Here is a 26,282-nt window from a genome sequence, read left to right as displayed (position 1 = left end):
AAGGCGATCGACTATACGCCGTCTGGTGCCGGCGTCTTGTCCTTGTACTCGCACAGGTCGGCGATGATGCAGTTCCAGCACAGCGGCTTGCGCGCAATGCAGGTGTAGCGGCCGTGTAGGATCAGCCAGTGATGCGCGTCCAGCAAAAACGCTTTGGGCACGAACTTCATCAGCTTGTTTTCAACTTCGATCACGTCTTTGCCGGGCGCGATCCGGGTCCGGTTCGAGACGCGGAAGATGTGCGTATCGACCGCCATCGCCAGTTCGCCAAAGGCGGTATTGAGCACCACGTTGGCCGTCTTGCGGCCCACGCCGGGCAGTGATTCGAGCGCCTCGCGCGTGCGCGGCACTTCGCCGCCGTACTGGTCGACCAGAATCTGGCAGGTGGCCATCACGTTCTTGGCCTTGGTCGGGTACAGGCCGATGGTCTGGATGAACGACTTGAGTTCGTCGATGCCCAGTGCCAAAATAGCCGCCGGCGTATTGGCCACCGGGTACAGCTTGCGCGTGGCCTTGTTCACGCCCACATCGGTGGCTTGCGCCGACAGCAGCACGGCAATTAACAGTTCGAACGGCGTGCTGTATTCGAGTTCGGTTTTTGGATTCGGGTTCGCTGCGCGCAGGCGCTCGAAGATGGCTTGCCGTTTTGCGGGATTCATTGGCCTGCCGCTTTCTGGCGCGCGCGTTCCATGGCCGCTGCGATGATGGCGCGCTTGCGTTCTTTTTCGGCCAGTTGTTCCGGCGTGTTCGCTTCCGAGGCGGTGACTTCCTTCATCTTGGCGACGGCTTTGGCGGCCAGGCGCGCATCGTTTTCGTCGCGTTCGCGCTGCAGGCGCAGCGTGCGGAAGTCATGCCGCGCGCGGGCCGCGTCGGCCTGCGGCTGGGTCCAGGCGTCCCAGCCGGTGCGCTCGCCCGTGACCGGCATCATCGAGATGCAGTCGACCGGGCAGGGCGCCACGCACAGGTCGCAGCCGGTGCACAGGCTGGGCAAAATCGTGTGCATTTGCTTGGCCGCGCCCAGGATGGCGTCCACCGGGCAGGCCTGGATGCACAGCGTGCAGCCGATGCACAGCGCTTCGTCGATAAAGGCGACCGGACGCGGGCGTTCAATGCCGTTGACCGGGTTGATCGGAATGGTCGTTCTGCCCAGCAGGCCAGCCAGGCTGGCCACGCCTTCCAGGCCGCCCGGGGGGCACTGGTTGATGTCGGCCGTGCCGTCGGCAATCGCTTGCGCATAGGGGCGGCAGCCCGCGTACCCGCACTTGGTGCACTGGGTTTGCGGGAGGAGGTCTTCGACCTGGTCGGCGAGGGTTTTGATCACGGCGCGCGAGTGGGTAGCAAAGCGTCATTATAGTCGTCTGGGCGCCGGCGTACATGTAGGGCCGATAAGCGACGGCGCAATCCGCCACGCGCCGCCGTCGGCCCATGGCAGATTGCGCTATCGCTTATCCGCCCTACGGTTTTGCCCATGCGTATGGGCGAAAAAAATGCCGCGTCGCGGCGGCATTTTCTTTCAAGCGAATGACGATCAGCCATGTTCCTTGATGAAGGCGCCAATTTTTGGGCAAATCACATCGCGCCAGCGGCGACCGGAAAAAATGCCGTAGTGGCCGCAGCCAGGCGCCACAAAATCCTGCTGCATGTTGGCTGGAATGCCCGAACACAAATCATGCGCCGCCTGGGTCTGGCCGGCGCCCGAAATATCATCGAGTTCGCCTTCGACCGTAAACAGCGCGACCGTGGTGATGTCTTGCGGACGCACCAGGTTGCCGCCCACGACCCAGGTGCCCATCGGCAGGCTGAATTCCTGGAACACGGTCTTGATGGTGTCGAGGTAGTACTCGGCCGGCATGTCGAGCACGGCGTTGTACTCGTCGTAGAAGCGGCGATGGCCTTCCGCAGGATCGTCGTCGCCCGTCACCAGGTGCATGTAGAACTCGCGGTGGCTTTGCGCGTGCCGCCCCGGATTCATGGCAATGAAACCGGCGTGCTGCAAAAAGCCCGGATAGACGCGCCGTCCGTAGGCCGGATAGTTCGACGGCACCGCGTAGATGACGGTGTTTTCGAACCACGAAAACGGCTTTTCAATGGCCAGGTCGTTGACTGCGGTCGGCGACTTGCGCGGGTCGATCGGGCCGCCCATCATCGTCATCGTCTTGGGCAGTTGCGGATCCTTGGCCGTGGCCATCAGCGAGATCGCGGCCAGTACCGGCACCGTCGGCTGGCACACGGAAATGACATGCAGATCGGGTGCCAGCAGGCGAATGAAATCCTGCACGTAGTAGATATAGTCGTCCAGGTGGAAAGCGCCTTCTGACAGCGGCACCATGCGCGCATCGGTCCAGTCGGTGATGTACACGTCATGGTCGGTCAGCAGCGAGCGCACCGTGTCGCGCAGCAGCGTCGAGTGGTGGCCCGACAGCGGCGCCACCAACAGCACTTTTGGTTGCTGCAGCTTGGCATACTGCTTGTCGGTCAAGTCTTTTTTAAAGTGCAGCAGCCGGCAAAAAGCGCGTTCGACAACCACTTGTTCCAGGATGCCGACGGTGTCGCCGTTGATCGTGGTGTCGCGGATGTCAAAGGCTGGCTTTTCGTAATCCTTGCCCAGGCGGTACATCAGTTCGTATCCGGCGGCGATGCGCTGCGCAAAGGGCGTGTGTGCCAGCGGCGAGACCGGATTCGTGAATAATTTGGATGAAGCGTCAGCCCACTGCATCAGCGGCGTTAGGAATGAGCGTTGCATCTCGTGCAGTTGGTAAAGCATACATATTCCTTCAAGATAATCGACACGTCTGCAATCGTTTGCAGGGTACGCAGATTAATTATAGGCTATTTGGGCGGCGGGTTTGCAATTCTGGGTGCTTGAGAGAAATTGAACATTCTGTAAATTTCGCGTAAGCAAACCGTGATCGATAAGCAGTTTTAACACAAAATGGTGCAGTGCGTTTATGAGCTACCTAACGCAAATTGAAAATGCCCCGGCTGGACGGGGCATTGTTGCGTGCGAGTTACTGAACGATATCAGTCAAATACGGGACTCTCGACACCGAGGATCTTGTGCAGTTTTGGCGACGTGGTGGTGTACTGCATGTGGATCTTTTTATCCGGGAAGATGTACGGCGCCGCGCCGAAAGCGGCCAGCGCCGCCTCGTGAAAGCCCGACAGAATCAGTTTCTTCTTGCCCGGATAGGTGTTGATGTCGCCCACGGCAAAAATGCCCGGCACGTTGGTCTCGAACTTTTCCGTGTTCTGCACCTTGAGCTGGCGCCGCTCGATATCGAGGCCCCAGTCGGCGATCGGGCCCAGTTTCGGCGACAGGCCAAAGAACACCAGCAGCATGTCGAGCGGCACGCGGCGCGTGACGCCGTCCGCACCGGTGACTTTTACTTCCGTCAACTTGTCATCCTTGGTATCGAAACCGGTGACTTGGCCGATGATCAATTGCATTTCGTAAGCGTCGCACATTGCCTTCATCTTGGCGACCGAGGCCGGCGCGGCGCGGAAATCTTCGCGGCGGTGCAGCAAAACAACAGATTCGGCCTTGCCGACGAAATTGAGGGCCCAGTCGAGGGCCGAATCGCCGCCGCCGCAGATGATCAGGTTCTTGCCCTCGAACTGGGACGGATCCTTGACGCGGTAATGCAGCTGCGAGCCTTCGAATACGTCGATGCCGTCGACCTTGATGGTGCGCGCCTGGAACGAACCGACGCCGGCGGCAATGAAGATGGTCTTGGTGATGAAGCGCGTGCCGGCCGAGGTTTCGACATTGAAGCGGCTGTCTTCGCGGCGCTGCACGAGCGTCACTTCCTGGTTCAGGTGGAAGGTCGGCTCGAACGGCTCGATCTGCTTGAGCAGGTTGTCGGTCAATTCCTGGCCGGTGCATACGGGCACGGCGGGGATGTCGTAGATCGGCTTGTCAGGATACAGTTCCACGCACTGGCCGCCAACGGCCGGCAGCGAGTCGATGATGTGGGCCTTGATCTCGAGCAGGCCGAGTTCGAACACCTGGAACAGGCCGACGGGGCCTGCGCCAATGATCACGGCATCGGTATCGATGGCGCCGGCAAAAGAACTGTTGGCAGCGATGCTGCCCGCTTCGTGGGTGGTTGACATGCGCACTTCCTGTAGGTGTTAAACGGTAATACGGGCACGGTTGCCCCAAGCGCCCGCAGGCGCGCCGGGCGGCGGCGCCGGGAGAATCTAGCGGACCAGCTGGCCGAGCTTGTCCTTGACGTCTTTCCACTGCTCGGCGTCAGGCAAGGCCGCCTTGGTCTTGGTGATCGACGGCCAGTTGCGCGCCAGTTCAACGTTGATCTTGATGAAAGCTTGCTGGTCGGCCGGCACATCTTCCTCGGCGAAGATGGCGTTGACGGGGCATTCGGCCACGCAGACGGCGCAATCGATGCACTCGTCCGGGTCGATGGTCAGGAAATTTGGGCCTTCCCGGAAACAATCGACCGGGCATACATCGACGCAATCGGTGTAACGACAGCTGATGCACGATTCGGTGACAACGTGGGTCATAACAGTCCTATCAAATGAGGGGTGCTGCGCGTCGACGTGCGTACCGCCGCCGTCTGCTAAAGCAAAGCACTGTATTTTAAGGCAATTCGCCTGTTCCCACAAATTAGGCTTAGACACAATACACATAAGCAAATGCGCGCGCCCCCACCGATGTTGTCGATACTTTAACGGCAAAAGCCGCACAAGTGCGGCTTTTGCAGCGTGGGCATGCTCTATAGGCCGGGGTCGTCCGGGGCCGGTTCGGGCAGCAGCGGCGGCGCGCTCGCGCCGCGCCCGTGCGTGGCGCACCACTGCGCCAGCGCGTCCAGTTCGGCCGCCAGCAGCCGTTCAACGTCATGGTATTCGGCCAGGTTCATGGTCCCGCAGCAGGCGCTCCTGTCCTGCACTGCGTCCGGCGCGTCCTGCACCGCCGGCAACAGGTCGGTCCCGGCCACATGGTCTTCGGTCAGCGGCACGGGCGAGCGCACCACCTCGCGCAGCACGAAGCGGTTGCGGATCGCATTGCGGTAGTCGACCGGCTTGCCATCCTCGGCCACGGTGCGCAGCATGGCGTTGACCACGTCCGCATAGGTGGCGGCGTGATCGGGCGCGGCGATCAATGCGCGCAGCAGCGCCGAGCGCAGGTAGGCGGCCACCTCGTGCAGGACTGCGGCGCAATCGCGCAGGGCCGGATTGCGCTCAAAGGCGAACAGGTCGGCCAGGATGTCGTAGACGGCCCCGGTGAACACTTGCGAAATGGCATGCACTTCGTTGCCGGCCTGCGACAGCGTGATGTCGTTGTCGGCGTTGCGCAAACCGTTCGAGCGGCCAAGCGCCAGGCCGAACTCCTCGGCGATATCGGCGAGGAAGGTTTTGTCATGCAGGCGCGCCTTGGTCTGGGCCACGATCGCCTCGCACTGGTCAAGCTGGGACAGGCACAGGAAAATGGCGGTCAGGTCGCCAAAAGCTTCGTGCAGGCCGCCGGTCTGGGGCGGATTGTCGGCCAGCAGCCACTCGGGCTTCAAGCCGTCGAGCACGGCGTGCCCGGTTTCGTGCGAGACGATGTCGAACGAGCGGCAGGTAAATACCCGTTCGGCCTGGCCGCCGGGAATGAAGTCGCCAAATTTCAGGCAGCATTGCGAGCGGCTGTAGAACGCGTTCATCACGTTGGGCAGCCCATACGGAAAAATGTCAATCGGCGCCACGTCGGCGCTGCTGTTCCATTGCCACGGCAGTGGCGTGTCGTCGCTGCCGTCGGCCAGCGCGCGCTGGTACATGGTGAGCGTCTGGCGCACCACGGCGTAGGTGTGCACGGCGTCAAACTGGGGCGTATCGGGCATGGTGACAAAGTCGCCGAACGCATTCGGGCTGACCGGCGTGATGCCCGGCTGGCCGAACATGATGCGCGCGTCGCGCGGGCCGTCGAGCACCAGGCCGGGCAAAAACACTTTGCGGGTGCCGATTTCGCTGACCGACGGGTCCTGCTTCCACATCAGCACGCGCGCGCCGATGCCGAACGGGGAGGGCGGCTCCGCGCCCAGGCCCACGCGCGGGCGACCGGGTTCGAGGATCAGCGCTGCGGCCTTGCGGTGCTGGCGATATTGCGCGCTGGGGGTGGGGATATAGCTGACCGGCGCAGCAGTGCGCTCCGGATGCTCGGCATCGACCAGGGTGACGCGACTTTCCATACAACCTCCGCTAGTGTTCGGCCGAATCCTACGGCCCTAGCGGAAATAGTGCAGCCCCAGGCAGGCTCATCCTTTGATCCTGATCAATAGATTGTCGTTATAGAAAGAAAAGCGCGGCCATCGCCACCAAGGTCGGCGGCAGCGCCCCGGCCAGCAGGCCGGCCACGCCGATCGACTCGTCGGCAAAGCCGTCGCGCAGCAGCGAGACGCCGGCCGGGTTGGGGGCGTTGGCGATCACGGTCAGCCCGCCGCCGGCCACGGCGCCGGCCACCAGCATGTATTTGGCCTCATCGCTCATGCCCGCGATGAGCGAACCGAGGTAGGTCAGCGCGGCATTGTCGGTCACCGCCGTCAAGGCGGTGGCGCCAAGGAACAGGGCGCCCGGTTCCAGGCTCGAGACGATCGGCTGCAGCCACCATTGCTGCATTCCGCCCAGCACCACCAGCCCGGCCAGGAAAAAGCCCACCAGCAAACCTTGCTTGAGGATCAGCGGATTCTGATACTGCTCGTAGGCGGTGGTAAAGCCCAAAAAAAACATGAACAGGCCCATGAAAATGACCGGGTGATGTGCGAACCCCACCACGGCCGCGAGGAACAGCAGGTGAATGGCCGAGACCAGCAGCGGGATGGGCGCGGCGGGGGCCGCGTGCGGGTCGTCGGCCCCGACGTGGCGGCGCAGCAGGATGGTGACGGCGGTGGCGTTGATGACGACCGCCAGCGCCGCCTTCCAGCCGAAAGTGGCAGCCATGAAGGCGCTGTCCCAGTGCCAGGCGGCGGCCACCATCAACACCGGCGGCGCGGCAAACGAGGTCAGCGTGCCGCCGATTGAAATGTTCACGAACAGCACGCCGAGCGCGGCGTACTTGATCCACTCCGGCATGCCGCGATCCTGGCGAAAGATTTGCGGCCCCAGCATCAGGGCGGCCAGCGTCATGGCGGCCGGTTCCGTGATCAGGGAGCCCAGCAGCGGGACCATTGCCAGGCACAGCCAGACCCGCACCAGCGGCGTGCGCAGCGGCACCAGGCGGGCGAGAGCGGCAATGGCCGCGCGTATGCTTTCGAGCACCGGCTTGGATGCGGCCACGACCATGATGACGAATACGAACAGCGGCTCGGTGTAGGTGCGGCTTTCGGCATAGGCGATGGCTTGCTCGCCACCCGAGACAAAGGCGATGGCGATGATGAGGATGAAGGCCCACAGTCCGAACACCACCTCGACCTCGCCGAAAAAATGCCACAGGCCCGCGTGGCGCGGGAAGCGGTCGGCCAGGCGCTCGAACGACTTGGTGGCGAAGGTATGCGCCAGGGCGAGTGCGAACAGGATGGCGGCGATCAGCTGGAGGTCGGTCATGGGCGCTGGTGATGGACGGTGATTGACGTGATCGCATTATAGAGTGCGGGGCGCCGGTGGTATCATTGCCGAAATTGACACGGGAAGATTTACATGGCAGACATCAGCATCGTACAAGAACACAAACTGACGCACAAAAAAGCACGCGAGGCGGCGCAGAAGGTAGCCGACGTGATCGCCGACGAATACGGCCTGGAATGCGAATGGGAAGGCGACGTGCTGCGGTTCGAGCGCAGCGGCGTGCAGGGGCAATTGACGCTGGAAAAGAAGAAGGCCGAGATGTTTATCCGGCTGGGTTTTTTGATGAGCGCATTCGCGCCGACCATTCAGGCCAAGGTGGAAGAGAACATGAAAAAGGTGTTCGGGGCGGCGTAGAAGCGCAACGGCACGTAGGCACGTAGGGCGCAAAAGCGCAGCGCATTGCGCCACGCGCCGCCAACGGCTCACGGCGCAATGCGCTGACGCTTTTGCGCCCTACCGATAGAAAAATTTAGCCCTTCAAATCCTCGATCAGGTCGATGTACTGCTGCATCGCTTCATCCTTGCTGGTGCCCTTGAGCGCCTCCCATGCATCGAACTTGGCACGCCCGACCATGTCGGTAAAGCCGGGGCGCTTGCCTTCTGCGTCGCCCGTTGCCGCCTGCTTGTAGAGCGCATAAATCTTCAGCAGCGTCATGTTGTCCGGACGCTCAGACAGATTCTTCGAATCGAGCTGGGCCTGGTCGAACTGTTCTTGCAAACTCATAAAGTCTCCTGGTGGCTAGTGATATTGATGTAATACTGGCGGCTGGAAAATTGTCGCTAGAGTAATGTGCCTACAATCTTATCGCAACAATAAACATATTGCGCTACATAATAGAACTACCGCTGTTTATTAGAGGAGATGCTCCATGTTGTCGAAAGCTCTGTCCGCATTTAGCCGCAAAAAGATGTCTACTGTCGATACCGCCTGGCTAAGGATGGATTCTGATGGCAACCTGATGATGATCGTGGGCGTGTCCATGCTCAGCAAACCGGTCAGCGTGGAAGGCCTCAAGCACGCGCTCGCGTTGCGCTTTCTGGTCTATAGCCGCTTTCGCAGCCGGGTCGTGACGGACCTGTCGGGCTCCTGGTGGCTGGAGCAGGAAGTGGACCTGGATAACCATGTAGTGCACACCGCGCTGGCCTCGAACAAGGACAAGTCGAGCAACAAGCCGGCCCTGCAGCAACTGGTGAGCAAGCTCTCGCAGCAGCCGCTCGACCCGGAAAAGCCGCTGTGGCAGATGCACCTGGTCGACAATTGCCTCGGCGAAGACGGCAAGCTGCGCCAGGCCTTGATCATCCGCATCCACCACTGCATCGCCGACGGCGTGGCGCTGGTGGGCGTGTTCATGTCGATGTTCGACGAATCGAAGGACGAGCCCGAGCACCAAGTGCCAACGCCGCGCGCGGCGGCCGCCTCGTCGGCCGCGGCCGAAGAAAATCCGTGGGAGCAGATCATGCTGCCGGTGACGGCCGCCTCGATCAAGGCGATCGATTTGTCGTCGAACGTGTTGCTCAAAACGCTGGGCATGGTGACCGACATGGACAAGCTGCCCGGGCAGATTTCCGCGCTCGGGCACACCGCCGGCCAGTTGGCGATCGACGCCATCAAGCTAACCACGATGGAAGAAGACAGCCGCACGCGCTTGAAGGGCAAACCCAACGGCATCAAGCACGTGTCGTGGAGCGAGCCGCTGCCGCTGGCGGAAGTGAAAGCCATCGGCAAGGCCTTTGGCTGCTCGATCAATGACGTGCTGATGGCCAGCGTGGCCGGGGCCCTGCGCGCTTACCTGCGCGAGAAGGGCGACAGCATCGAGCATGATTGCGACGTGCGCGTGATGGTGCCGGTGAACTTGCGCAAGCCGAGCCGGCGCCAAAAGCTGGGCAACGCCTTCGGGCTGGTGCCGCTGGTGCTGCCGGTCGGCCTGGAAGACCCGGTCGCGCGCCTGTTCGAGGTGCGCCACCGGATGAATGAACTCAAGGGCAGCTATACGGCGCTGGTGGCCATGTCGGTGCTCGGTGTGCTGGGCGCGACGCCCAAGCAGGTACAAAACGAAATCCAGAATTATTTTACGCGCAAGGCGACGGCCGTGATGAGCAACGTGCCCGGCCCGCAGCAGCCGCTGTACCTGGCCGGCAGCCAGCTTGATCAGTGCATGTTCTGGGTGCCGCAGTCGGGCGACATTGGCATTGGCGTATCGATTTTGAGCTACAACGGCGGCGTGCAGTTCGGCATCGTCACCGACGACGCGCTGGTCAAGGACCCCGACAACATCATCCACCGCTTCGCCCCCGAATTCGAAAAACTCGTCATGCTGGCATTGATGGGTGAGTGGGAATAAAACGCTTATCCAGCCTGGTAAACCACCCCCGGGGTCAGTTCCCCCATTACGACACAACCTCGTCTGTAATGCAGCTTACAGACGAGGCCGTGTCGTAATGGGGGAACTAACCCCGGGGGCGATGTTTTACCTGGATTGCGCGGCGTTCGCTTCTTTTTCTGCATGTTTTTCTGCTTCACTGTCGCGAAACGGGTAGGTGGCCACGGCCACCGCTCCCTTGCCGACCATGACGCCGCCCTTGACCGCCGCCGAGCCGAGCGCGACGCCGGTGCCGACGACCGCCCCGGTCACCGCGATGACCGTGCAGCCGCCCAGCGCTGCCAGCGCTATCGCCAGCAGCGCGGCGCGGGCGGCGTGCATGCTTATACCGCCAGCAGTTCGACGTCGAAAATCAAGGTCGCGTTCGGTGGAATCGCGCCGCCCGCGCCGCGCGCGCCGTAGCCCAGCGCCGCCGGGATCGTCAGCGTGCGCGCGCCGCCAACCTTCATGCCTTGCACGCCTTCATCCCAGCCCTTGATGACCTGGCCGGCGCCCAGCGAAAACTGGAATGGGTCGTTGCGGTCTTTGCTCGAGTCGAATTTGGCGCCCTTGGTGCCGTCGTCGTTGCGCAGCCAGCCGGTGTAATGCACGGTCACGTGCTGGCCCGCTGCAGCTTGGGCGCCGTCGCCGACGGTGGTGTCTTCGTATTGCAGGCCGGAGTCGTTAGTGATGATGGACATGATATTCCTTGCGTGTTGGATGATTGGCGATTGTAGACGATGGCGTTCCAAAGCGCTATTCACGCCTCGCGCGCGCGAATTTCGATTATGCTTCGGTCTCATTGTCTTTTTTGAACGATTTTTCCATGAGCCAGCCTACGCTTCGCCCCGTCGTCACCGCCTACCGCCGCGCCTTGAGTTCGCAATTCAGTTTCAAGATCCTGCGCATGTCGTTCGTGCCGCTGCTGCTGTCGCTGGTGATCGGTTTTACGATCCTGTATTTCGCGGCCAATCCCCTGATGGACGTGATCCAGTCGATTTTCTCGCGCTACAACCTGAACGACTATACGGGCGCGAGCATGTTCAAGATGATCGTGGTGCCGCTGATCCTGATGGTGCTGCTGCTGCCGCTCACGCTCGTCATCGTCACCCTGATCATGAACGTGGCGGCCATGCCGGCCATCGTCAAGCACGTGGCCGCGCGCCAGTATGCCGGCCTGGAAGAAAAAAAGGGTGGCACCATGACCGGCGGCCTGTGGCTTAATCTGGTCACCATGCTCAAGTTCGTGCCGATCTGGCTGGTCACGCTGCCGCTGTATATTTTTCCGCCGCTGGCCATTGCGGTGCAAGTGATCCTGTTCGGGCGCCTGAACGCGCGCGTGATGGCCTACGATGCGCTGGCCGACCATGCCAGCGCCGAGGAGTTTGCCGCCATCGTCAAGCTGCATGCGCGCGACCTGACCACCATCGGCGTCATCTCCGGCGCCTGTGGCGCCATTCCCGGCCTGGTGTGGCTGGGCGGCGCCATCACGCTGATGTTCCCGGTCCTGGCGCCGCTGTCGATCTGGCTGTTCATCATGGTGTTCATTTTCACGGCGCTGTGGTTCCAGTACTACTGCATGCAGGCGCTGGAAGAACTGCGCGCGGCGCGGCGCGGCAAGGACGCGGTAGCGGTCCATGACTGAGCCGGCAGTTTTCGGCCCACATCGCCGGCAACTGAATCACCTCAACTGAAGGAAACGCGCATGGCAATCGGTTTGATCATCATCGGCGACGAAATCATGTCGGGCAAGCGCCAGGATGCGCACTTTTCGGCCGTGCTCAAGCTGCTCGCCGAGCGCGGCCTGCAGCTGGCCTGGGCCGAATATCTGGGCGACGATCCGCAGCGCTTGAGCGCTACCTTCGAGCGCACCATGGCTACTGGCGACATTGTCTTTTCATGCGGCGGGATTGGCTCGACGCCCGACGACCATACGCGCCAGTGCGCCGCGCGCGCGCTCGGCCGCCCTTTGGTGCTGCATCCGGAAGGGCGCCGCAATATCGAAGAGCGCATCATCGAGATGTCCGAAAAAGCGGGCGTTGTGCCGGCGCTCGATTCGCCGGAAAACCAGCAGCGCCTGCAAATGGCCGTGTTCGCGCAGGGCGCCACGCTGATCCCGAATCCCTTCAACAAGATCGCCGGCTTCACGCTCGGTACCCACCATTTCGTGCCGGGCTTTCCCGTGATGGCCACACCGATGATCGCCTGGGTGCTCGACAATCTGTATGCGCACCTGTTCAACCAGGCGCCGCGCAGCGAGCGCTCGGTGATCGTGTTCGCCAAGGCCGAGTCGGCGCTGGTGCCGCTGATGGAATATATCGAGGCCACCTGGCCGCAGGTCAAGGCGTTCAGCCTGCCAAGCGTGGGCGATGCCGACACGCGCGCGCACATCGAACTGGGGGTGAAGGGCGAGCCGGCGCAAACGGCGGCCGCGTTCGCGCACCTGCGCGCCGCGCTCGACCAGATGCAGGCCGAATACCGCGATGTCGGAACGTGAAGAGTTTATGACAACGGCGCTACCGCATTTCGGCGCGTGCATTTCGCCCGGTATACTCAGCCGTTGTTTTTTTGCGAAAAACAAACCACTGCGCCAACATTTCTTGAACACTGCTGCGTGCCGGTCGTCCCGATGTGGTGGAATGGTAGTCCTGCGTACACTGGAAGTAAGATGACATTCCAGTGACATTTTAAGTAAAACAAAGCGACAAGATTGACCACTCGATCCTACCGACAGGCCTGTAGCAGATGGCAAGGGTGGTGCGGTGATTGCAGGTACGATTGATTCAGACCGGTTGAGCCATCATGGAAAGTAATCGTCGAATTCGACGACCCCGCATTGTGGTGCACGCGGTGCGCAAATTGCGCGCCCGGTCTGCATCGATGACTGCCAACGGCGAGCCCGGCCAGGCCGAGCTCCCGACCCCGCATCCCCACCTGTCGCTGGTGCCCGAGGGACCGCAATTGGAAGGTGAAGGCATGCTGGAACAGACACACATCCCCGAGGTCGCGACGACGCCGACCCCGCCCGCGCCGCCTAAAAGGCGCAGCCGCATCAAGCCGGCGCTGATTCTGCTGCTGTTGATGCTGCTCTCGATCGCCTCGGTCTGGGCCTGGCGCGAATCGCGCACCTCGTCGATGCAGGCCAAGGTGTTCGCCAAGATGGCGAAAAAAATCAGCTACAAGGTCGAGAAGGGACCGAGCAATGCGATCCGCTTCCCGCACGACAGTCCGTACGACGAGCGGCTCGGCTACGCCAATTTGCCCGACTACCTGGGCAAACTGAAAACGCGCGATTATGAAATTGCCGCCCAGGCCCGCATCTCGCCCAAGATGGTGGAGCTGGCCGACCGCGGCCTGTTCGCCACTTACCGCGAAAAGACCAAGGTCGGCCTGACCATCCTCGACTGCAAGAGCCAGCCGCTGTTTACCAGCCTGTTCCCGGAGCGTTACTACGCCGGCTTTACCGACGCGCCCACGCTGCTGGTGCAAAGCCTGCTGTTCATTGAAAACCGCGAACTGCTCGACACCACCTACCCCAAGCGCAATCCGGCGGTGGAGTGGGACCGCTTCTCAAAGGCGGTGTTCGACAAGGTGCTGCAAATGTTCATCCCGGGCGACGACAAGCGCTCGGCCGGCGGCAGCACGCTGGCCACCCAGATCGAAAAATACCGCCACTCGCCGGACGGGCGTACCAGCTCGCTGTCCGAAAAGTTCATCCAGATGGGATCGGCCACGCTGCGCGCCTACCAGTACGGCGAAGACACCACGCTGGCGCGGCGCCAGATCGTCATCGATTACTTGAATACCGTGCCGCTGTCGGCCAAGCCCGGTTACGGCGAAGTGAACGGCATCGGCGACGGCATGTGGGTCTGGTACGGGCGCGATTTCGCCACCGTCAACAAAACCCTCAAGGGCAGGATCGACAGCCCGGACGCGGCCCTCACCTACAAGCAGGCGCTCTCGCTGATGATCGCCCAGCGCCGCCCCGCCCACTACCTTGGCGCCGGCGACAAGGACCTGGAAGAACTGACCAACACGCACCTGCGGGTGCTGGCCCAGGCCGGCGTGATCCCGCCCGCGCTGCGCGACGCCGCGCTCAAGGTCAAGCTGGCGCCGTCCACCGGTTCGGGCGTCACGCCCCCGGCGGCCAATACCTTTGTCTCGCGCAAGGCCACCAACGCCGTGCGCACCCACCTGGGCAACCTGCTGGGCGACGGCCGCCTGTACAACGTCGACCGGCTCGACCTGTCGGTGGTCAGCACGCTGGACTCGGACGCGCAGCAGGCCGTGACAGCCAAGCTGCGCGAATTGCGCGACGCCGTCTCGGCCGAAGCTGCCGGCCTGACCGGCAAGGGCATGCTCGGCAATGGGGACCCGGCCGCGGTGGTCTACAGCTTTACGCTGATGGAGCGCGGCGAGAACGTCAACTACCTGCGCGTGCAGACCGATAACTACGACCAGCCGCTCGACATCAACGAAGGCGCCAAGCTCGACCTCGGTTCCACGGCCAAGCTGCGCACGCTGGTTACCTATCTTGACATCGTCGACCAGCTGCACCAGCGCTACGGCAACATGGACGCGGCGGGGCTGAGAAAAGTCGTCGTCGATCCCAAGGACATGCTGTCCCAGTGGGCGGTTGCCTACTTCCTGGCGCTGCCCTCGAACGACGAGCGCACGCTGCCGCCAATGCTGCAGGCAGCGCTCGACCGCAAGTATTCGGCCAACCCGGGCGAGAGCTTTTTTACCGGCGGCGGCCTGCACACCTTCGGCAACTTCAACAAGAACGACAACGGCAAAATCATGATGGTGCGCGACGGGCTGAAAACGTCGAACAACCTGGTGTTCGTGCGCCTGATGCGCGACGTGGTGCGCTACTACATGTTCCAGCTGCCCGGTTCGTCCGCGGCGCTGCTGCACGATGCGGACGACCCGCGCCGCGCCGAATACCTGGCCCGCTTCGCCGACCGCGAAGGGCGCGAGTTCATGAACAGGTTTTACGCCAAGTACCGCGGCAAGACGGCGGCCGAAGCCGAGAAGGTCTTGCTGGCCAGCTTGCGCCCGACCCCTTCGCGCCTTGCCACGGTGCACCGCACGATCGCGCCGAATGCGTCGCTGCAGGATTTTGGCGCCTTCATCAAGGCCAACCTGCCGTCGGCCAATGAAGTGCCCGACGAGCGCATTGCCAAGATGTACGACCAGTACTCGGTGGCCACTATGTCGCTGGCCGACCGCGGCTACGTCGCCACCATCCACCCGCTTGAATTGTGGATGGTCGGCTACATGCGCGCGCACGACAAGGCCACCTTTGCCGACATCGTCGCTGCCAGCGTCAAGGAACGCCAGCTAGTTTATTCGTGGCTGTTCAGCACGCACCGCAAGCATGCCCAGGACAGCCGCATCGCCGGCCTGCTGGAAGTCGAAGCGTTCCTCAAGATCCACGCGCAATGGAAGAAGATGGGTTATCCCTTCGATTCGCTGGTGCCGTCCTACGCCACCACGCTGGGCGCGTCGGCCGACCGCCCGGCTGCGCTGGCCGAACTGATGGGCGTGATCGTCAACAACGGCATGCGCAAACCGGTGCAGCGCATCGACTCACTGCATTTCGCTATGGGCACGCCCTACGAAACGCTGGTGCGCCACGCGCAGGCGCCCAAGGGTGAACAGATCCTCAATCCTTTTGTCGCGCGCGCGGCGGCCGACGCGGTCCGCGCGGTAGTCTCGGAAGGCACTGCCAAGCGCGTCAAGAACGCCTTCAAAATGCGCGACGGCTCGATCATCGCCGTGGGCGGCAAGACCGGTACCGGCGACCAGCGCTTTGAAGTCTATGGCGCCGGCGGGCGGCTGATCGAATCGCGCTTCGTGAACCGTTCGGCGACCTTTGTCTTTAATATCGGCGAGCGTTTTTTCGGCAGCATGACGGCCTATGTGCACGGCCCCCAGGCCGGCAAGTACGACTTCACCAGCGCCTTGCCGGTGCAGTTGCTCACGGCGCTGGCGCCTTCGCTGATGCCGCTGATCGAGCCGCCGGTGGAGAGCGGCGCCAAGGAATGCATCCGCTGACCTGACATGTTGTAGGGCGCAAAAGCGCAAGCGCATTGCGCCAAAGGCGAGTGTCAACGCGACGCACGCCTCTGGCGCAATGCGCTTTTGCTTTTGCGTCCTGCTTTTGCACCCTGCTCATGAGCACTTGCATGTTTCGACAAATGTTGGCATTGTCCAGTCCCATGAAACCACTGCAACGCGCCATGTCAAAAATTCGCAAGTTCACCCAGTTCTCGTTTCGGGACCTGGTGGCGGCGGCCGGTCCCACCGTGCTGGTCATCGCGGGCCTGTGCCTGCTGGCCTACTTCCTGGTCGACCCGACGCCGCCGCGCAGCGTCACGCTCGCTACCGGCCAGGAAAACAGCGCCTACGAGGAGCTGGGCAAAAAATACGCGGTCCTGCTGGCCAAGCAGGGCATCAAGGTCACGCTGGTGCGCACACTGGGCTCGCAGGAAAACCTGCAGCGCTTGGATGACGGCAAGGTCGATATCGCCTTTGTGCAAAGCGGCTCGACCGACCAGCGCGCCGCCTCCAAGACGGGCCTGGTGTCGCTTGGCAGCCTGTTCACCGAGCCGGTGTGGCTGTTTTTGCGCGAGCCGACCAAGGTCACCCAGATCAACGAGCTAAAGGGCTTGAAAATCAATGTCGGGCCCGAAGGCACGGGCGTGCCCAAGCTGTTTCGCCAGGTGCTGGAATTGAACGGCGTCGCTCCCACCGACTTGACCCTGGGAGCACTTGAAAACACGCCCGGCACGGTGGAGCTGCTCGAAGGGCGCATCGACGGCCTGGTGTTTTCGTCCGGACCGGACGCGCTGATGGTGCAGATGCTGCTGCAAACGCCGGGGATAAAATTGTTCGACTTTGCCCAGGCCGAGGCTTACACGCGGCGCTTGCCGTTCATGTCGCACGTGGTGCTGCCGCGCGGGATCGTGGACGTGGGGCGCGACTTGCCGTCCCAGGATTACCACTTGATCGCGCCCACCGCCACGCTGGTCGCACGCCACGACTTGCATCCGGCGCTGATCGATTTGTTCGTGCAGGCGGCCAGCCAGATCCACGGCGGCACCGGCTGGTTCCAGCAGCAGGGGCAGTTTCCGTCGGAGCGCTATACCGAAATTCCCGTCTCGCGCGAAGCGGCCAAGTTTTACAAGGATGGCCCGCCGCTGCTGCAGCGTTACATGACGTTCTGGCTGGCCAATTTCTTCGACCGCATGTGGGTGGTCGTGGTGGCGCTCGCCGCGCTGCTGCTGCCGCTGTCGAAAATCGTGCCGCCGCTGTACGTGTGGCGTATCCGCTCGCGCGTATATCGCTGGTACGGGCAGTTGCGCACGGTGGAGCAGGAGCTCGAGGCGGGGCAGGGCAAGGAAGAGGTGTGCGCGGGATTGCTCAAGCGACTCGATGAGATTGAAGAGCTGGTGAACCAGATCTCGATTCCGCTGGCCTTTGCCGATGGCTTGTACGGACTGCGCAGCCATATCAATTTTGTTCGCAACCGGGTCAAGAGCGCGATGGCGCCAGCGTAGTCGCAAGCACAATGTAGGGCGGAAAAGCTCCGGGCTCTGAGTTCCCCTCGCATTCCGCCAATGCATGCGTTACGTTACCGCGTGCATTGGCGGAACTGCTCAGGCGCCCATCCACGGCAAACCGGCGTGGCACCATCCGCCCACGGTCTTGCGGTGCCCCTCGCCATCCTTGTCGCCTTCGAAGCCTTCCAGAATGTCATAGCTGTTGGCAAACCCGTGCTGCGTAGCCAGCGTGGCCGCATGGCGCGACCTGACCCCCGAACGGCACAAAAACAGCAGCACGTCGTCCTTGCGCGCCACCGCCTCCAGTTGCTGCACAAAATCGGGATTGGGCACGCCGCCCGGCCAGGTGCTCCACTGCACGGCGCGGTGCTGGTTCTCGGGCAGCATCACCCGTCCCACCCAGTCGCGCTCGGCATTGGTGCGCACGTCGACCAGCACCACGCGCGTGTCGGCTTGCACCAGCTCATAGGCCTCGTGCGGCGTGACCGCACCCGCGTACCCTGGGCCTGGCGCGCGCGCACGCGCGGCGGCTAAAAGTTGTTCAACGGTACTCATGGCGTTGCTCCAAAGTGAGGAAACAGGTTTAATATAAGCAACCCTGCACCAACAGGACGCATTTTCGCCATTGTTGTGCAGTGCGCCCAATTTCGGTGCAGATTTTTGATTTCGCACCAAACAAGTGCGTTGTTGATGGTGTGCAATGACGGTGTCAAAACGGGAACATGCAATTTTAAGATCAATTGCCAGCAGATTCAACGACGCAATGTGCAAAAGCCCCGCCGCATGTGACTGGCATGGTTTCTGCTATGATCCCCTTGAGTTTTGTCGCAGCTTCGACAAGCCCCTTATTTCAATCAGGAGAGTTACGCATGGCAATGACCGCCGCAGAAGTCTTGAAAATGGTAAAAGACAACGAAGTCAAATTCGTTGATTTCCGCTTCGCCGACACCCGTGGTAAAGAGCAGCACGTGACCGTGCCTGTTTCCCACTTCGACCTCGACAAGTTCGAGTCGGGCCATGCGTTCGACGGTTCGTCGATCGCCGGCTGGAAGGGTATCGAAGCGTCGGACATGATCCTGATGCCAGATCCGAACACGGCCAACATCGATCCGTTCATGGAAGAGACGACCCTGTTCATGCAGTGCGACGTCATCGAGCCTGCCGACGGCAAGGGCTACGACCGCGACCCGCGTTCGATCGCCAAGCGCGCCGAAGCGTACCTGAAGTCGACCGGCATCGGCGACACCGCCTTTTTCGGCCCTGAGCCTGAATTCTTCATTTTTGATTCCGTGCGCTGGAAGATCGACATGTCGGGTTGCTTCGTCAAGATCGACTCCGACGAGTCGTCGTGGGCGACCGACGCCAAGACCGAAGGCGGCAACAGCGGCCACCGTCCTACCGTCAAGGGCGGCTACTTCCCGGTCCCGCCGGTCGATTCGTTCCAGGACATGCGCTCGGAAATGTGCCTGATCCTCGAATCGCTGGGCATCCCGGTTGAAGTGCACCACCACGAAGTGGCAGGCGCCGGCCAGAATGAAATCGGCACCAAGTTCTCGACCCTGGTCGAGCGCGCCGACTGGACCCAGAACCTGAAGTATGTGGTTTGGAACGTGGCCCACAGCTACGGCAAGACCGCCACTTTCATGCCAAAACCTATCGTTGGCGATAACGGCTCGGGAATGCACGTGCACCAGTCGATCTGGAAAGACGGCAAGAACCTGTTCGCCGGCGACGGCTATGCCGGCCTGTCGGACGATGCGCTGTTCTACATCGGCGGCATCATCAAGCATGCCAAGGCATTGAACGCCATCACCAACCCGGGCACCAACTCGTACAAGCGCCTTGTGCCTGGCTACGAAGCACCGGTCAAGCTGGCGTACTCGGCTAAAAACCGTTCGGCCTCGATCCGCATTCCGCACGTTGCCAATCCAAAAGGGCGCCGCATTGAAACGCGTTTCCCCGATCCTCTGGCCAACGTCTACCTGTGTTTCTCCGCGCTGCTGATGGCTGGCCTGGACGGTATCGCCAACAAGATCCACCCGGGCGAAGCGGCATCCAAAGACCTGTACCATTTGCCGCCTGAAGAAGACGCGCTGATCCCGACGGTGTGCGCATCGCTCGAAGAAGCACTCGACGCGCTCAACAAGGATCGCGAATTCCTGACCCGCGGCGGCGTGTTCAGCGACAGCATGATCGATGCTTACATCGAACTGAAAATGCAGGACGTGCAGCGCATGCGCATGACCACCCACCCTGTCGAATTTGACATGTACTATTCGCTGTAAGTGCCATTGTCATTGCGCGCATTGTTAAGCTGTTAGCACCTGTAGTCGTGCCGACATCGAAAGTGTAAGCGCATTGTAATTGTGGTGAGAAAAACGCGAGGATCGCTACGGCTTTCCTCGCGTTTTGCATTGGATGTTGTATATTCGGTGAACTTAATTACTGTACGGACAAACGGAAAGCGATGGAGACGATGACGATCAAGCCACAGATCAGGATGCGCAAGCTGGCCGTCGCGCTGGCCCTGCTGTGCGGCGCGTTCGCGCAAGCGCCTGCCCAGGCCCAGAACGGCGTCTATCTTTGCACCAACGCCAGCGGCGGCAGGGAATTGACCGATAGCTACAGGCCCGGTTGCAAGACGCTGAACCTGCCCAATTCCATCCCCGCGCCGTCCAGAGCGCGCCAGTCGGGCGCGCCGCGCGCGCCGGCCGCGCCCGTGTCGACGCCCACCGATTTCCCGAAAGTGGACAACGCCCAGCAAAAGGCGCGCGACAATGACCGCCGCGAAATTTTGAACGACGAGCTGCGCGGTGAAGAAAAAAAGCTGGCCGAAGCGCGCAAGGAATTCAACGGCGGCGAGCCGGAGCGCCAGGGTAATGAGCGCAACTTTGCCAAGTACCAGGAGCGCGTGGAAATGATGCGTGACAGTATTAGCCGTACCGAGAAAAACATCGAGGCGCTGAAACGCGAAATCGCGAACATCAAATGACGGAGCGACAAGTGCAACCCGGGCAAAACGGGCAGCACGGACCATACAAGAACGGCGAGCTGGCGGGCCTCGATTTGCTGGCCTCGTCGGTGCTGCTGGTCGACGCCGACGGCATGATCACGTTTGCCAACGCGGCCGCTGAAAACTTGCTCGAAAGCTCGCTCAAGGCGCTCCAGCGTCAGCAGCTCAGTATGCTGTTCGTGAATGCCGACGAGCTGCTCAGCCTGTGCGCGCAAGCGCTCGCGCACAAATACGCCGACCTGCGCCAGGACCTCACGCTCGAGCGCAACGGGCGCGCGCCCTTGCATGTGCACAGCATCGTCAGCGCCGCCGGCGACGCCGGCATTGTGGTGGAGCTGCGCGAAAACGTGCAGCAATTAAAGCTCGATCGCGAGGAGCGCATCCTCGACCAGAGCCAGGTCAACAAGGAACTGGTGCGCAACCTCGCGCACGAAATCAAGAACCCGCTGGGTGGCATTCGCGGCGCCGCCCAGTTGCTCGAACTTGAGCTGCCGGCGCTGCACTTGACGGCGCTGCGCGAATACACCCAGGTCATCATCAAGGAAGCGGACCGGCTGCAAACCCTGGTCGACCGCTTGCTGGCGCCACACCGGCGTCCGCACATCGTGGGCGACGTAAATATCCACGAAGTGTGCGAACGCGTGCGCAGCCTGATGCTGGCCGAGTTTCCCGTGGGCCTCTCCATCAAGCGCGATTACGATGCGTCGATTCCCGAGTTCCGCGGCGACAAGGAACAGTTGATCCAGACCGTGCTCAACATCGCCCACAATGCGGCCCAGGCGCTGGCCGGACAGATTGCCGGCGGCGACGCCGTACTCATATTTCGCACGCGCGTGGCGCGCCAGGTCACGTTGGCCAAGGTCCGCTACGCCCTGGCATTAGACTTGCATATCATCGACAATGGACCGGGCATTTCGCCCCAGATTCGCGAGCGCATCTTCTATCCCCTGGTATCGGGACGGGAGGGCGGCAGTGGCCTGGGACTGACCCTCGCGCAAACCTTCGTGCAACAGCACATGGGTGTAATCGAGTGCGAAAGCCGGCCTGGATTGACGGATTTCAGGATTCTGTTGCCACTGCCATAAATGGTGAAAAGCGGCAGGCGGCACGTCCTGGACCCGGGTCCGACCACATCGCAGACCCTATCGCAGGAAGCTTGAATACATGAAACCAATCTGGATAGTCGACGACGACGCCTCCATTCGCTGGGTGCTCGAAAAAGCCCTGGCGCGCGAAAACCTGGCCACCAAGAGTTTTTCGAACGTGCGCGACGTCATGGCCGCGCTCGAATTGGAGACCCCGCAAGTGCTGGTCTCGGACATCCGCATGCCGGGCGAATCGGGCCTGGACTTGCTGCAGACCGTCAAGACCAAGTATCCCGGGCTGCCGGTTATCATCATCACCGCGTTTTCGGATCTTGATTCGGCCGTTGCCGCCTTTCAGGGCGGCGCCTTTGAATACCTGGCCAAGCCCTTCGATATCGACAAGGCGGTCGAGCTGATTCGGCGCGCGCTCGACGAGAGCCTGCGCGAAACCAGCGTCGAAGCCGGCCCCACCGACACCCCCGAAATTCTGGGCCAGGCGCCGGCGATGCAGGAAGTGTTTCGGGCCATCGGGCGCCTGTCGCAATCGAATGTGACGGTGCTGATCACGGGCGAATCGGGCACCGGCAAGGAGCTCGTCGCGCGCGCCCTGCACAAGCACAGCCCGCGCGCGCAGCAACCCTTCATTGCGCTCAATACGGCGGCCATCCCCAAGGACTTGCTCGAGTCCGAACTGTTCGGCCATGAGCGCGGCGCCTTTACCGGCGCCCAGACCACGCGCCGCGGGCGCTTCGAGCAGGCTGAAAACGGCACGCTGTTTTTGGACGAGATCGGCGACATGCCTTTTGATTTGCAAACGCGCCTGTTGCGCGTACTGTCGGACGGGCACTTTTACCGGGTCGGCGGGCACCAGCCGATGAAGGCCAATGTGCGCGTCATTACCGCCACCCACCAGAACCTGGAACAGCGCGTGCGCGAGGGCCTGTTTCGCGAAGACTTGTTTCACCGCTTGAATGTGATCCGCTTGCGTCTGCCCAGTTTGCGGGAGCGGCGCGAAGATATCCCCATCCTGGTGCGCCACTTTCTGGTGCAAAGCGCCAAGCAACTGGGCGTGGAGACCAAGCGCATGAGCGAGCCGGCGATGGCGTTTCTGGCCTCGCTCGATTTGCCGGGCAATGTGCGCCAGCTTGAAAACCTGTGCAACTGGATCACCGTGATGGCGCCGGGGCAGACGGTGGAAGTGAAAGACATGCCGTTCGAGCTGACCCAGGGGCAGGAGGGCGCCATTGCCGCCAGTGCGGCGCCGCCGGTGCAGGACGCGCTTGCGGCCGGCGGCGCGGGTCTGACCTCGCTGCCTTCGCTGACCTCGCTGGAAAACAGCGGCGGCTGGATCGGGCTGTTGGAACTGCAGGCGGCCGGGATGCTGGCGGCGGGGCAGTCCGACATCATGGATGCGCTGGGGCGGCAGTTCGAGTCGGCGCTGATCAAGACGGCGCTGCGCCATACGCACGGGCGCAAGAACGATGCGGCTGTCAGGCTGGGGATCGGGCGCAACACGATCACCCGCAAGATCGCGGAGCTGGGCATCGACGGCGCGAAGGACGAGTAGAGGCAAAGCGCACGAATGTAGGGCGCATAAGCGATAGCGCAATGCGCCATGTCAGCGTCAACGCGACGCGAGCATGGCGCAATGCGCTGCGCTTTTGCGCCCTACGCTCCCCGGCCAATGTAGTAAGCTCTGCTCTCAAGAAAAAAGTCATTTCACGGAGCTGTATGCTGATTAACTGCGTCGCCTACCAAGAGGGCAAAAAACTTTCCGACATCACGGTCGAGGCCATCAGCGATTACATCGAAATGCCCGAAACCTTCGTCTGGGTTGCCTTGCGCGAGCCCGAAAACGGTGAACTGCTCACCATGCAGGAAGAATTTGGCTTGCACGAACTGGCGGTTGAAGACGCCATGCGCGGCAACCAGCGCCCCAAGATCGAGGAATACGGCGAGTCGCTGTTCGTCGTCATCCAGACCGTTGAATTGGCGGGCGACGAACTCAATATCGGCGAGGTCGATATTTTTGTCGCCGCCAACTACGTGCTCTCGTGCCGCAACAACGTCAACCTCGGCTTTCTGGGCGTGCGTGCACGCGCCGAGCGCGAGCCGCACCTGCTTGCCAAAGGCTCGTCGTTCGTGCTCTACGCGCTGATGGACGCGGTCGTCGACCGCTATTTTCCCGTGGTCGACTTGCTCGAATCAGAATTGGAAAAAATCGAAGACCGGATCTTCATCAAGGGTTCGCAGCGCGCCAACATCGAGCGCCTGTATGAGCTTAAACGCAAGGTGCTGCTGCTGCGCCATGCAGTCGCGCCCATGCTAGACGCCGTGGGCAAGCTGCACGGCGGGCGCGTGCCCGCCTTTTGCATGGATACTCAGGAATACTTCCGCGACGTGCACGACCATCTGTACCGCATCAATTCGGCGCTCGACACCATCCGCGAGACGATCAGTACCGCGATCCAGGTCAACCTGTCGATGGTGGCCATCGACGAGGGCGAAGTGAACAAACGCCTGGCCGCATGGGCCGCGATCTTTGCCGTGTTCACCGCCTTTGCCGGCGTATGGGGGATGAATTTCGAGTACATGCCCGAACTGAAATCGCGCTGGGGTTATCCGCTGGCGATCACGTTCATGTTCAGCCTGTGCGGCTACCTGTACTACCGCTTCAGGAAGTCTGGCTGGTTATAAGCTGTTGCGCGGGAAAATCGCATGCGATCCTCATTCCCCGCTAACACCGGCTGGCTTTAGAGGAGAGCATTGCCAGCGCCACCGCCTCGGCCACCTTGATGCCATCGACCGCCGCCGACAGGATGCCGCCCGCGTAACCGGCACCTTCGCCGGCCGGGAACAGGCCGCGCGTATTCAGGCTTTGCAGGTCGCCGTCGTTGCGCTTGATGCGGATCGGCGACGAGGTGCGCGTTTCCACGCCAGTTAGCAGCGCGTCTTCCTGGTAGTAGCCCTTGATCTGCTTGTCAAAGGCGGGAAATGCTTCGCGCATGGCGACAATCGCGTAATCGGGCAGCGCCGTGGCCAGGTCGGTCAGGCGCACTGCGGGCGTGAGCGACGGCACCACGGAGCCAAAGGCGCTCGAGGCGCGCCCCTTGACGAAGTCGCCCATCAGCTGGCCCGGCGCGTCGTAGGTGCCCCCGCCCAGCGCAAAAGCACCTTCCTCCAGGCGCCGCTGCAGTTCGATGCCGGCCAGCGGGTGACCCGGGTAATCGGCAGGCGTAATGCCGACCACGATGGCGCTGTTGGCGTTGCGCTCGTTGCGCGAATACTGGCTCATGCCGTTGGTGACCAGGCGCCCCGGTTCGGACGCGGCCGACACCACGGTGCCGCCCGGGCACATGCAAAAACTGTAGACCGAGCGGCCGTTGCTGGCGTGGTGTACCAGCTTGTAGTCGGCTGCGCCCAATATCTTGTTGCCCGCGCTGGGGCCAAAACGGCAGGCGTCGATCAGCGACTGCGGATGCTCGACCCGAAAGCCGATCGAAAACGGCTTGGCTTCCACATACACGCCGCGCGCATGGAGCATTTCGAAGGTGTCGCGCGCGCTGTGGCCAATCGCCAGCACCACATGGCGGCTGGCGATGTGCTCGCCGCTGGCCAGGGTCACGCCGCGGATCTGGCGCGCGTCCCCCGTGCCTTCGACGTCGATATCGGTGACTTTGCAACTGAAGCGATATTCGCCGCCCAGCGCGATGATGTTCTCGCGCATTTGCTCGACCATCTTGACCAAGCGAAAGGTGCCGATGTGCGGTTTGCTGACGTACATGATCTCTTCCGGCGCGCCGGCTTTGACGAACTCGGTCAGCACCTTGCGTCCGTAATGCTTGGGATCCTTGATTTGACTATACAACTTGCCGTCTGAAAATGTACCGGCGCCGCCTTCGCCGAACTGCACGTTGGACTCGGGATTGAGTTCCCGCTTGCGCCAAAAGCCGAAGGTGTCGACGGTGCGTTCGCGCACTACCTTGCCGCGTTCGAGGATCAAGGGACGCAAGCCCATTTGGGCCAGCACCAGCGCCACGAACAGGCCGCAGGGGCCGGTGCCGATGACGATCGGGCGCTCTCCACTGTCGTGGCCTTGCGCCTGCAAGCCGCCGGCGACGAAGCGGTAGCTGGTGTCGGGGGATGGCATGACGTGGACGTCATGCTGAAGGCGTGCAAGCACTTGCGCTTCGTTGGCAAGGTCGGCGTCGATGGCGTAAATGAGCAGGATCGCACTGCGCTTGCGCGCATCGTAACTGCGCTTGAAAACCGTAAATCCAAGTAATTCGGTGTGGGGTATACCGAGCCGGTCCAGAACCGCAGACCGCAGTTCCTCGTCCGAATGATTGAGTGGAAGTTTTAGTTCATTAATTCGCAACATAGAGTAAGTGGAAACAGTTTCGCAAGCATTCGAGGGAACTATTCTACCCGGTATGGAGGCGGTGGCAGTAAGTGTGTCCGGGGCCTTGAAATGGTTCCAAAACTTGGGTTGACTTCGATTACGAGCTGTGCAGAAGCGAGCTGAGCAGAATTGACAGAGAGGCCAAATTTCTAAATGTGTTGTTTCTCCGCATACTATTCGATAGCGAAATTTGACACCGTTCGGGGCGCTATGGTTTTATGTCTGACTTGAATATTGTTGATCAACTCAGACAATGTTTAATAGAACACCCATGAGGTGGCTTTCAAAAGC

23 protein-coding genes are annotated in these 26,282 nt (G+C 61.7%); 11 read left to right on the top strand and 12 right to left on the bottom strand.

Features of this window, described 5'->3' with window-relative positions; all coding sequences use genetic code 11:
• Window positions 1-11: 11 nt before the first annotated feature.
• From nth to ACP7D4_RS05040, 7 genes are all read right to left on the bottom strand, one after another.
• Window positions 12-659: an endonuclease III gene (gene nth, locus ACP7D4_RS05070; protein WP_426207989.1), complete on the bottom strand. Its 648-nt coding sequence runs from the start codon at window positions 657-659 to the stop codon at window positions 12-14.
• Window positions 656-1,321 carry an electron transport complex subunit RsxB gene (rsxB, locus tag ACP7D4_RS05065; RefSeq protein WP_426207988.1) on the bottom strand — a complete coding sequence of 222 codons (666 nt, stop codon included), beginning with the start codon at window positions 1,319-1,321 and terminating at the stop codon, window positions 656-658. Before rsxB ends, nth begins: the two co-directional genes overlap by 4 nt.
• A gap of 207 nt (window positions 1,322-1,528) precedes the next feature.
• Window positions 1,529-2,764: a polyhydroxyalkanoate depolymerase gene (locus ACP7D4_RS05060; RefSeq protein WP_426105614.1), complete on the bottom strand. Its 1,236-nt coding sequence runs from the start codon at window positions 2,762-2,764 to the stop codon at window positions 1,529-1,531.
• A 257-nt stretch (window positions 2,765-3,021) separates the two neighbouring features.
• Window positions 3,022-4,113, bottom strand: a complete 1,092-nt coding sequence (locus ACP7D4_RS05055) for an NAD(P)/FAD-dependent oxidoreductase (protein WP_426105612.1) — start codon at window positions 4,111-4,113, stop codon at window positions 3,022-3,024.
• An 87-nt stretch (window positions 4,114-4,200) separates the two neighbouring features.
• The gene (gene fdxA, locus ACP7D4_RS05050) at window positions 4,201-4,524 is read right to left on the bottom strand and encodes a ferredoxin FdxA (protein WP_426105610.1); all 324 of its coding nucleotides are present in this window, start codon (window positions 4,522-4,524) and stop codon (window positions 4,201-4,203) included.
• A gap of 212 nt (window positions 4,525-4,736) precedes the next feature.
• Window positions 4,737-6,191, bottom strand: a complete 1,455-nt coding sequence (locus ACP7D4_RS05045; protein ID WP_426105609.1) for a hypothetical protein — start codon at window positions 6,189-6,191, stop codon at window positions 4,737-4,739.
• Window positions 6,192-6,288: 97 nt separating this feature from the next.
• Window positions 6,289-7,542 carry a putative Na+/H+ antiporter gene (locus ACP7D4_RS05040; protein ID WP_426207987.1) on the bottom strand — a complete coding sequence of 418 codons (1,254 nt, stop codon included), beginning with the start codon at window positions 7,540-7,542 and terminating at the stop codon, window positions 6,289-6,291.
• A gap of 93 nt (window positions 7,543-7,635) precedes the next feature.
• Here ACP7D4_RS05040 and ACP7D4_RS05035 point away from each other — a divergent pair, with 93 nt between their 5' ends.
• The gene (locus ACP7D4_RS05035; RefSeq protein WP_426105606.1) at window positions 7,636-7,917 is read left to right on the top strand and encodes a polyhydroxyalkanoic acid system family protein; all 282 of its coding nucleotides are present in this window, start codon (window positions 7,636-7,638) and stop codon (window positions 7,915-7,917) included.
• 115 nt (window positions 7,918-8,032) lie between these two features.
• Here ACP7D4_RS05035 and ACP7D4_RS05030 read toward each other — a convergent pair whose 3' ends face one another.
• A complete protein-coding gene (locus ACP7D4_RS05030; RefSeq protein ID WP_426105605.1) occupies window positions 8,033-8,287 on the bottom strand; it encodes an acyl-CoA-binding protein in 255 nt (84 codons plus the stop codon).
• 145 nt (window positions 8,288-8,432) lie between these two features.
• On the opposite strand from ACP7D4_RS05030, the gene ACP7D4_RS05025 reads away from it, so the two are divergent.
• A complete protein-coding gene (locus ACP7D4_RS05025; protein ID WP_426207986.1) occupies window positions 8,433-9,905 on the top strand; it encodes a wax ester/triacylglycerol synthase family O-acyltransferase in 1,473 nt (490 codons plus the stop codon).
• Window positions 9,906-10,031: 126 nt separating this feature from the next.
• On the opposite strand, the gene ACP7D4_RS05020 is transcribed toward ACP7D4_RS05025, so the two are convergent.
• Window positions 10,032-10,265 (bottom strand): hypothetical protein, encoded by a 234-nt coding sequence (locus tag ACP7D4_RS05020; protein ID WP_426207985.1) that lies wholly within the window; start codon window positions 10,263-10,265, stop codon window positions 10,032-10,034.
• A gap of 2 nt (window positions 10,266-10,267) precedes the next feature.
• Complete coding sequence (locus ACP7D4_RS05015; protein WP_426105602.1) at window positions 10,268-10,624, bottom strand: FKBP-type peptidyl-prolyl cis-trans isomerase; 357 nt, start codon at window positions 10,622-10,624, stop codon at window positions 10,268-10,270.
• Between the two features lie 125 nt (window positions 10,625-10,749).
• Between ACP7D4_RS05015 and ACP7D4_RS05010 the strand changes: the two genes are divergently transcribed.
• The 4 genes from ACP7D4_RS05010 to ACP7D4_RS04995 all read left to right on the top strand — a co-directional run bounded on the left by ACP7D4_RS05010 (window position 10,750) and on the right by ACP7D4_RS04995 (window position 17,488).
• A complete protein-coding gene (locus tag ACP7D4_RS05010) occupies window positions 10,750-11,568 on the top strand; it encodes an EI24 domain-containing protein (protein WP_426105600.1) in 819 nt (272 codons plus the stop codon).
• 60 nt (window positions 11,569-11,628) lie between these two features.
• Entirely contained in the window at window positions 11,629-12,420 is a 792-nt protein-coding gene (locus tag ACP7D4_RS05005) for a competence/damage-inducible protein A (RefSeq protein WP_426105599.1), read from the top strand.
• 479 nt (window positions 12,421-12,899) lie between these two features.
• Window positions 12,900-15,983: a transglycosylase domain-containing protein gene (locus ACP7D4_RS05000; protein WP_426208167.1), complete on the top strand. Its 3,084-nt coding sequence runs from the start codon at window positions 12,900-12,902 to the stop codon at window positions 15,981-15,983.
• Between the two features lie 185 nt (window positions 15,984-16,168).
• On the top strand, window positions 16,169-17,488 hold the full coding sequence (locus ACP7D4_RS04995; protein ID WP_426208164.1) for a TAXI family TRAP transporter solute-binding subunit: 1,320 nt from the start codon (window positions 16,169-16,171) through the stop codon (window positions 17,486-17,488).
• 99 nt (window positions 17,489-17,587) lie between these two features.
• On the opposite strand, the gene ACP7D4_RS04990 is transcribed toward ACP7D4_RS04995, so the two are convergent.
• The gene (locus ACP7D4_RS04990) at window positions 17,588-18,046 is read right to left on the bottom strand and encodes a rhodanese-like domain-containing protein (protein WP_426207984.1); all 459 of its coding nucleotides are present in this window, start codon (window positions 18,044-18,046) and stop codon (window positions 17,588-17,590) included.
• A 314-nt stretch (window positions 18,047-18,360) separates the two neighbouring features.
• Between ACP7D4_RS04990 and glnA the strand changes: the two genes are divergently transcribed.
• From glnA to corA, 5 genes are all read left to right on the top strand, one after another.
• Window positions 18,361-19,776, top strand: coding sequence for a type I glutamate--ammonia ligase (glnA, locus tag ACP7D4_RS04985; protein WP_426105597.1), 1,416 nt, complete (start codon window positions 18,361-18,363; stop codon window positions 19,774-19,776).
• Between the two features lie 191 nt (window positions 19,777-19,967).
• Window positions 19,968-20,483, top strand: a complete 516-nt coding sequence (locus ACP7D4_RS04980; RefSeq protein WP_426207983.1) for a DUF4124 domain-containing protein — start codon at window positions 19,968-19,970, stop codon at window positions 20,481-20,483.
• The gene (gene glnL, locus ACP7D4_RS04975) at window positions 20,480-21,589 is read left to right on the top strand and encodes a nitrogen regulation protein NR(II) (RefSeq protein ID WP_426105595.1); all 1,110 of its coding nucleotides are present in this window, start codon (window positions 20,480-20,482) and stop codon (window positions 21,587-21,589) included. Before ACP7D4_RS04980 ends, glnL begins: the two co-directional genes overlap by 4 nt.
• A 79-nt stretch (window positions 21,590-21,668) precedes the next feature.
• Entirely contained in the window at window positions 21,669-23,156 is a 1,488-nt protein-coding gene (gene ntrC / locus ACP7D4_RS04970; RefSeq protein ID WP_426207982.1) for a nitrogen regulation protein NR(I), read from the top strand.
• A gap of 164 nt (window positions 23,157-23,320) precedes the next feature.
• A complete protein-coding gene (corA, locus tag ACP7D4_RS04965) occupies window positions 23,321-24,286 on the top strand; it encodes a magnesium/cobalt transporter CorA (protein WP_426207981.1) in 966 nt (321 codons plus the stop codon).
• Window positions 24,287-24,326: 40 nt separating this feature from the next.
• Here the strand turns inward: corA and ACP7D4_RS04960 are convergent, their stop codons facing one another.
• Complete coding sequence (locus ACP7D4_RS04960) at window positions 24,327-25,970, bottom strand: NAD(P)/FAD-dependent oxidoreductase (RefSeq protein ID WP_426207980.1); 1,644 nt, start codon at window positions 25,968-25,970, stop codon at window positions 24,327-24,329.
• Window positions 25,971-26,282: the final 312 nt, after the last annotated feature.

Source organism: Massilia sp. TWP1-3-3 (genome assembly GCF_049897805.1).
Classification (GTDB): domain Bacteria; phylum Pseudomonadota; class Gammaproteobacteria; order Burkholderiales; family Burkholderiaceae_D; genus Telluria_A.
The sequence above is the reverse complement of the archived record's forward strand: the minus strand, read 5'-3'. Positions and strand labels throughout refer to the sequence as shown.